The 959-nt window shown below is 29.0% G+C and carries 1 protein-coding gene; it reads left to right on the top strand.

The features are described from left to right. Nucleotides 1-118: 118 nt before the first annotated feature. On the top strand, nt 119-733 hold the full coding sequence (locus K8344_RS13925) for a hypothetical protein (RefSeq protein ID WP_237609284.1): 615 nt from the start codon (nt 119-121) through the stop codon (nt 731-733). Nucleotides 734-959: the final 226 nt, after the last annotated feature.

Genomic DNA, 959 nt, shown 5'->3' with positions numbered 1-959 from the left:
AAAAAAGATAAATAGTAAAATTTAAAAATCTGGCTTGTGCTTAATCCGAAAAAATATCGCTAATTTACACGCTACGAGCCATATACAAGACCGTTACCTGCAATTAAAAACGCAACGGATGAAACAGAAACTAATCACTTTAATAATAATTCTAACTTGTACATTTGGATTTGGTCAAGTAAGCCCAGAAGACATAATTGTGGTTTATGATTCTCTAAACCCGAAAGGCAAAGTTCTATTAAAAAGTGAAATGTCTAAAAATTTAGATTCCATCAATATGCATATGTTGGAAGATACAAGATTGAAATTGTTAACTAAAAAGGACAGTTTGTTTATTAGTAAAGAAATAATTGGAAGTTGGAATCTAAACAGCGTTGAAACATCGAATGAAAAACCATACAACTTACAAGTATTTGAGAAAATTGAAATAACAAATGACGGAAAATTTAACATTCTAGATAATGACGAAATTATAAGTGGGAAATGGCGAATAAGCAAAGGGGAATTAATTTTACATTATAACGAACCTCAATGTCATATAAAAGACAAAGCTTTATTGAAAATTCTACCTAAAGAACAAATTGAATCCTTAACATATAGTTCGAACTTTTTAAGCATTAGAAATGTTGATAATATGAATATTGTATTTATGCATTTCCTACCTGAAAACATAGAAAATATAGATGAGATGTTTTATGTATTAGTATTATCGAATTATGTGAAATCTGAATAAAAAACTGCAGGTAACACCGTATATAATTTATTGCTAGTTCTAGCCTACTTACGAAAATCCTCGCGGATTTTCTATTCGGTTTTTATTTGCTAAATTACGTGCTAAACCACGCAACAAACCATATACAAACACGTTACCTGTAATTTGAAGAAAACCTATGAACAGATTTTTAACATCAATATTTTTCTTACTTTTTACAAGTTTGGGATTTGCACAAAATGGAAAA

The organism is Aequorivita xiaoshiensis, assembly GCF_022008395.1.
Lineage (GTDB): Bacteria > Bacteroidota > Bacteroidia > Flavobacteriales > Flavobacteriaceae > Aequorivita > Aequorivita xiaoshiensis.
The sequence above is the reverse complement of the archived record's forward strand: the minus strand, read 5'-3'. Positions and strand labels throughout refer to the sequence as shown.

Bases quoted from the DNA above. Each gene is read 5' to 3' on its own strand.
- K8344_RS13925 (WP_237609284.1), top strand. From the start codon at position 119: ATGAAACAGAAACTAATCACTTTAATAATAATTCTAACTTGTACATTT.